Origin of the sequence: Streptomyces sp. NBC_00466 (genome assembly GCF_041433995.1) — a bacterium.
GTDB lineage: Bacteria > Actinomycetota > Actinomycetes > Streptomycetales > Streptomycetaceae > Streptomyces.
Genome location: NZ_CP107896.1, coordinates 2,675,901 through 2,682,500 on the forward strand (window position 1 = coordinate 2,675,901; position 6,600 = coordinate 2,682,500).

At 65.7% G+C, this 6,600-nt stretch carries 4 protein-coding genes and 2 rRNA genes (1 of these 6 cut by a window edge); all 6 read right to left on the reverse strand.

Annotated features, from left to right (window positions below):
- Positions 1-29: 29 nt before the first annotated feature.
- The gene (locus tag OG210_RS11795) at positions 30-845 is read right to left on the reverse strand and encodes a phosphatase (RefSeq protein ID WP_328329802.1); all 816 of its coding nucleotides are present in this window, start codon (positions 843-845) and stop codon (positions 30-32) included.
- A 278-nt stretch (positions 846-1,123) separates the two neighbouring features.
- Positions 1,124-2,299, reverse strand: a complete 1,176-nt coding sequence (locus OG210_RS11800) for an acetoin utilization protein AcuC (RefSeq protein WP_328329800.1) — start codon at positions 2,297-2,299, stop codon at positions 1,124-1,126.
- Positions 2,250-3,518, reverse strand: a complete 1,269-nt coding sequence (locus OG210_RS11805; protein ID WP_328329798.1) for an MFS transporter — start codon at positions 3,516-3,518, stop codon at positions 2,250-2,252. The genes OG210_RS11800 and OG210_RS11805 overlap by 50 nt, the downstream gene beginning before the upstream one ends.
- Positions 3,519-3,559: 41 nt before the next feature.
- On the reverse strand, positions 3,560-4,204 hold the full coding sequence (locus tag OG210_RS11810) for an HAD family hydrolase (RefSeq protein ID WP_328329796.1): 645 nt from the start codon (positions 4,202-4,204) through the stop codon (positions 3,560-3,562).
- A 68-nt stretch (positions 4,205-4,272) separates the two neighbouring features.
- A 5S ribosomal RNA gene (gene rrf, locus OG210_RS11815) occupies positions 4,273-4,389 on the reverse strand.
- A 78-nt stretch (positions 4,390-4,467) separates the two neighbouring features.
- Positions 4,468-6,600 (reverse strand): 23S ribosomal RNA (locus tag OG210_RS11820) (it continues 992 nt past the right edge of the window).

Here is a 6,600-nt window from a genome sequence, read left to right on the forward strand (position 1 = left end):
AGTGGGGAAGAGGAGTAACAGCCCCTTCCCTACTGGGACAGAAGCGCCCGATTGAGTACATAGCGAGTAAGCGGCCGGTAGTAGTCCGGCCGTACGGCATCGTCGAGCGGCACGGCGACGGACACCCGCCCCTCCGCCTCGCCGACGAACAGCGCGGGGTCGTCGGTGTCGGCGAGCCCGATGGCCTCAACCCCCAGCTGACCTGCCCCGCAGACCCATCCGTGGTCACCGACGACCAGCCCGGGAAGGCCGTACGAGTCCCCCGCGGCGGCCTCGAGCGCGACCCGCACGGGCAGCGGGGAATGGGTATGTGCGCCGGGCTCACTTCCCGGCAGCCGCACGCCGGGTTCGCGCATCAGCGCGACTCCCCGTACGTACTCCAGAAGGTGCGTGCGTACGCCGAACCGGGTCGTTATGTCGACACTGCGGCCCTGCGCGGGGGTGAGGACAGTACAGCCGGCCGCCGACAAGGCGTCTGCCAGCGCGGCGTAGAAACCGAGCAGCCGATGCGGATGCCCGGTCCCGAACAGCACACTGGCGCCACGCGCCACAGCCTCGCCGAGCCGCCCGGCGAACGCGTCGAGCGCGGCCAGCGTCCGCTCCGGGTCGATGACATCGGGCCCCGAGACATGCCCCGGATCACCGGACACCCCGCACCGCTCGGCCATCAGACCGAGCAACTCGCGCTCGCCCCAGACCCGTTCGGAATGTATGCCGAGAGTCACCCGCGGATCGCGCGCGGCGAAGAGCCGGTAACTGCGCAGACTCACCTCCCGCGGGGTGGCCACGGGCCCGGCCAGCCTGGCCGCCAACAGATGCGCACGGAGGGCGCCGGTGGTCAACACCCTGCCGATCGTGCCGCAATGACCGCGGGGGCGGGCGGGAACCGGTGATATCCGGCACAGTTGGCGTAACGACGCTTCAACCCCGCACAGCGCTGACGGCCACCACCTCAGCCCACAGAGCGCTGACGGCCACCACCTCAGCCCGCCCCGTACCTCAACCCCACCGCCGCTCCAGCCCGTCCGGCGATTGAGGACACCCGGGGCCCGGGGCCTGCCACCCGCACAGCCCCACACCGCGCCGCCACCCCGCACCGCGCCGCACAGCCCCACCGCACCCCCTAAGCCAGCAACCCCCGCAAGGGAAACGCCGCCCGCCGGGTAGCGAGCACCGCCTGGTCCAGCCGGTCCGCCGGGTCGTACCCCTCGTCCCACGACCGCCAGGCCACCGGCCACCGCCCGTCCGTCATCCGCGCGGGCCCCACCCCCCGGGTCCGCGCGTACACCTCGTCCCGCCAGGACGGCGGGATCACCGACTCCGGATCGATCTCGGCGTGCCCGGCGATCGCCACCAGATGCGTCCACGACCGCGGTACGACGTCAGCCACCGCGTAACCGCCCCCGCCGAGCGCCACCCACCGCCCGCCGTCCGCGTACTCGTGCGCCAGTTCGTGACAGGCGACCTGCACCGCGCGCTGCGCGTCCAGCGAGACCGCCAGATGGGCCAGCGGGTCCTCGAAGTGCGTGTCGGCGCCGTGCTGCGACACCAGCACCTGCGGCCGGAAGTCCGCGAGCAGTTCGGGCACCACCGCGTGGAACGCCCGCAGCCACCCGGCGTCCCCGGTCCCGGCCGGCAGTGGCAGGTTCACCGCCGACCCCTCCCCCGCGCCCTCGCCCGTCTCGGTCGGGAAGCCCGTACCGGGAAAGAGCGTCCGGGGGTGCTCGTGCAGCGAGACGGTCAGCACCCGGGGATCGTCCCGGAACGCCTCCTGCACCCCGTCCCCGTGATGCACGTCCACATCGACGTACGCGACCCGCTCCGCCCCCAGTTCGAGCAGCCGGGCGATGGCCAGGGCGGCGTCGTTGTAGATGCAGAACCCGGAGGCCGCACCCGGCATCGCGTGGTGCAGCCCGCCCGTGAAGTTCACCGCGTGGTCCGTGTCACCGCGCCACACCGCCTCGGCCGCGCCGACCGACTGCCCGGCGATCAGCGCGGAGACCTCGTGCATCCCGGCGAAGGCCGGGTCGTCAGGGGTCCCCAGACCGTACGAGATGTCCGCCACCGCCGGATCCGCCGACGCCGCCCGCACCGCGTCCAGATAGTCCGCCCGGTGCACGAGGCGCAGGGTCGACTCCCCGGCCGGTCTGGCGGCGGCGACATCGACCGCGCTGTCCAGTCCGTACGCCCGGACCAGTCCCATGGTCAGTGCGAGCCGCACCGGATCCATCGGATGGCCGGGCCCGAAGTCATACCTCGTTACTGCTTCGTCCCACATCAACAGTCGGCGGCCGCTCATGCCGGACACCGTATCGGGCGTCGTCGGCACCGAACGAGCGGGCGTACACGAGGCTCGCCAGCACGAGCACCATCGGGACGAGCATCGCGCCCCGGTAGTTCCACGCGTCTCCGATCGCACCCACCAGCGGCGAGCCGACCAGGAACCCCACGTAGTTGAAGATGTTGAGCCGGGCGATGGCCGCGTCGGACGCGTGCGGGAACATCCGCCCGGCGGCCGCGAAGGTCTGCGGCACGATCACACAGAGCCCGAAGCCCAGCACCATGAACCCCAGCAGCCCCACCCAGGGACCGGTCGCGGCGGCGACCACACCGAACCCGAGAGCCGCGACGACGGACCCGAACCGCACCACGGCCACCGCACCGAAGCGCCGCACCCCGAAGTCCCCGACCGCCCGGCCGAGCAGCGTGGTCACCGTATAGACGTTGTACGGGACGGTGGAGAGCTGCTCGGAGCTCCCCAGTACGTCCTGCAGGTACTTGGCGCTCCAGTTGGAGACGGTCGAGTCGCCGATATAGGTGAAGGCCATCACCAGGCAGAGCGGCAGCAGCATCTTGAAGACGACGGAACCACCAGCACCACCGGGACTACCAGCACCACCAGCCCCACCGACCGCCTCGGCAGCCTCTCCCGTCCCGGCCGCACCACCAGCCTCCCGTGCGTCCGCGTACCAGCGGCTCCCCACCAGGCAGACGGGCAGCAGCACCACGGCCACCGGCCAGTACGAGGTGAGCAGCGACAGATGCCAGTGCGCCCCGACCCAGGCGAGCGAGGCACCGGCGATCCCGCCGAGGCTGTACGCGGCGTGGAACCCCAGCATGATGCTGCGCCCGTACGCCCGCTGGAGGCTCACCCCCAGCATGTTCATGGAGGCGTCCAGCGCCCCCACGCCGAGCCCGAACACCCCCAGCGAGACGGCCGCCTGCCAGATCTCGGTGCCGGCCGCGGCACCGAGAAGGGCCAGCAGCACCACGGGCTGCGCCCAGCGCAGCACGGCCGATGGCGGCACCCGCTTCACGAGCTGCTCGGTGCCGACGCTGCTGACGCCGGCGAGGACCGGAACGGCGGCCAGGAAGACGGGAAGCAGGCCGTCGGATATCCCGTAACGGTCCTGGATGGCAGGGATCCGCGTCACCAGGAGGGCGAACGCGGCGCCCTGTGCGAAGAAGCTGAGCCCCAGAGAGGCCCGGCCGTGCCGCAGGCGAACATCTGTCGTCATGGCGGCACAGTAGGCCCCTCACCTACCCGTGGGTAGATAGATCAGGCAAGGAGTTGGGGCAGCTGCGACATATTCGAGAAGAAACCGTTCGCCCCGGCGAGACGCTCGGCGGGAGTCATCGCCGTAAACCCGTACACATCCATCCCGGCGGCATGGGCGGCCGCCACCCCGAGGGGGCTGTCCTCGATGACGACGCACCGCTCGGCGGCCACCCCCATCTGCTGGGCGGCGTGGAGGAACAGGTCCGGTGCCGGCTTGCCCCGGCCGACGTCCTGCGAGCTGAAGATCCACTCGTCCTCGAACCACTCGTCGAGGCCGGTGGCCCGCTGGCCCACCCGGATCCGCTCGTGGGTGCCCGAGGAGGCGACGCAGTAGGGGACACCGTCGGCGACCAGTTCGCCGAGGACATCGGCGACTCCGGCGATCGGCCCCAGTTCGGTCTGGTAGGCGGCGAAGATCCGGGCGTGCAGGACCTCGTCGAAGTCGTCGGGGAGCCGCTGTCCGCTCCGCTCCAGGATGGTGTCGTGCACCCGGTGCACGGCGGCACCCATGTAGTCGCGGACGGACTCGTCGTACGACGTGGGGTGCCCCAGCTCGGTCAGGTACCCCGCGAGGATGGTGTTGGAGATCGGCTCACTGTCCACAAGGACGCCGTCGTTGTCGAAGATGACCAGGTCGTAGCGCATACCCTGACCATAAACGCAAAAATGCCTCAGCCCCGGACCATAACGGTCCAGGGCTGAGGCTAAAAATTGTTCGGCGGCGTCCTACTCTCCCACAGGGTCCCCCCTGCAGTACCATCGGCGCTGAAAGGCTTAGCTTCCGGGTTCGGAATGTAACCGGGCGTTTCCCTAACGCAATGACCACCGAAACACTATGAAATTAACGAAACCGGGTGACTTCACGGTCGTTCGTTATTTCAGAACTAACACAGTGGACGCGAGCAACTGAGGACAAGCCCTCGGCCTATTAGTACCAGTCAGCTCCACCCGTTACCGGGCTTCCACATCTGGCCTATCAACCCAGTCGTCTACTGGGAGCCTTAACCCCTCAAAGGGGGTGGGAATACTCATCTCGAAGCAGGCTTCCCGCTTAGATGCTTTCAGCGGTTATCCTTTCCGAACGTAGCCAACCAGCCATGCCCTTGGCAGGACAACTGGCACACCAGAGGTTCGTCCGTCCCGGTCCTCTCGTACTAGGGACAGCCCTTCTCAATATTCCTACGCGCGCAGAGGATAGGGACCGAACTGTCTCACGACGTTCTAAACCCAGCTCGCGTACCGCTTTAATGGGCGAACAGCCCAACCCTTGGGACCGACTCCAGCCCCAGGATGCGACGAGCCGACATCGAGGTGCCAAACCATCCCGTCGATATGGACTCTTGGGGAAGATCAGCCTGTTATCCCCGGGGTACCTTTTATCCGTTGAGCGACAGCGCTTCCACAAGCCACTGCCGGATCACTAGTCCCGACTTTCGTCCCTGCTCGACCCGTCGGTCTCACAGTCAAGCTCCCTTGTGCACTTACACTCAACACCTGATTGCCAACCAGGCTGAGGGAACCTTTGGGCGCCTCCGTTACTCTTTAGGAGGCAACCGCCCCAGTTAAACTACCCATCAGACACTGTCCCTGATCCGGATCACGGACCGAGGTTAGACATCCAGCACGACCAGAGTGGTATTTCAACGACGACTCCACAACCACTGGCGTGGCCGCTTCAAAGTCTCCCACCTATCCTACACAAGCCGAACCGAACACCAATATCAAACTGTAGTAAAGGTCCCGGGGTCTTTCCGTCCTTCTGCGCGAAACGAGCATCTTTACTCGTAGTGCAATTTCACCGGGCCTATGGTTGAGACAGTCGAGAAGTCGTTACGCCATTCGTGCAGGTCGGAACTTACCCGACAAGGAATTTCGCTACCTTAGGATGGTTATAGTTACCACCGCCGTTTACTGGCGCTTAAGTTCTCAGCTTCGCAACCCCGAAAGATCACTAACCGGTCCCCTTAACGTTCCAGCACCGGGCAGGCGTCAGTCCGTATACATCGCCTTACGGCTTCGCACGGACCTGTGTTTTTAGTAAACAGTCGCTTCTCGCTGGTCTCTGCGGCCACCCCCAGCTCAGAGTGCAAGACTCATCACCAGGAATGGCCCCCCTTCTCCCGAAGTTACGGGGGCATTTTGCCGAGTTCCTTAACCATAGTTCACCCGAACGCCTCGGTATTCTCTACCTGACCACCTGAGTCGGTTTAGGGTACGGGCCGCCATGAAACTCGCTAGAGGCTTTTCTCGACAGCATAGGATCATCCACTTCACCACAATCGGCTCGGCATCAGGTCTCACCCTCAAAGTTGTGCGGATTTACCTACACAACGGGCTACACCCTTACCCCGGGACAACCACCGCCCGGGCTGGACTACCTTCCTGCGTCACCCCATCGCTTACCTACTACCACCTTGGTTCAGCGGCTCCACCACTTCCCTTTGCCCGAAGGCTCCAGGACGGCTTCACGGCCTTAGCATCAATGGGCTCAGTATTGGGCGTTTCAAAGCGGGTACCGGAATATCAACCGGTTGTCCATCGACTACGCCTGTCGGCCTCGCCTTAGGTCCCGACTTACCCTGGGCAGATCAGCTTGACCCAGGAACCCTTAGTCAATCGGCGCACACGTTTCTCACGTGTGTATCGCTACTCATGCCTGCATTCTCACTCGTGAACCGTCCACAACTCGCTTCCGCGGCTGCTTCACCCGGCACACGACGCTCCCCTACCCATCCATACAGGCGTTAGCCCTATGTGTATGAATGACACGACTTCGGCGGTACGCTTGAGCCCCGCTACATTGTCGGCGCGGAATCACTTGACCAGTGAGCTATTACGCACTCTTTCAAGGATGGCTGCTTCTAAGCCAACCTCCTGGTTGTCTCTGCGACTCCACATCCTTTTCCACTTAGCGTACGCTTAGGGGCCTTAGTCGATGCTCTGGGCTGTTTCCCTCTCGACCATGGAGCTTATCCCCCACAGTCTCACTGCCGCGCTCTCACTTACCGGCATTCGGAGTTTGGCTAAGGTCAGTAACCCGG

Excerpts from the sequence above, each read along its gene's own strand:
- OG210_RS11800 (WP_328329800.1), bottom strand. The coding sequence starts at position 2,299 with ATGAGCGGCCGCCGACTGTTGATGTGGGACGAAGCAGTAACGAGGTAT.
- OG210_RS11805 (WP_328329798.1), bottom strand. The coding sequence starts at position 3,518 with ATGACGACAGATGTTCGCCTGCGGCACGGCCGGGCCTCTCTGGGGCTC.
- OG210_RS11810 (WP_328329796.1), bottom strand. The coding sequence starts at position 4,204 with ATGCGCTACGACCTGGTCATCTTCGACAACGACGGCGTCCTTGTGGAC.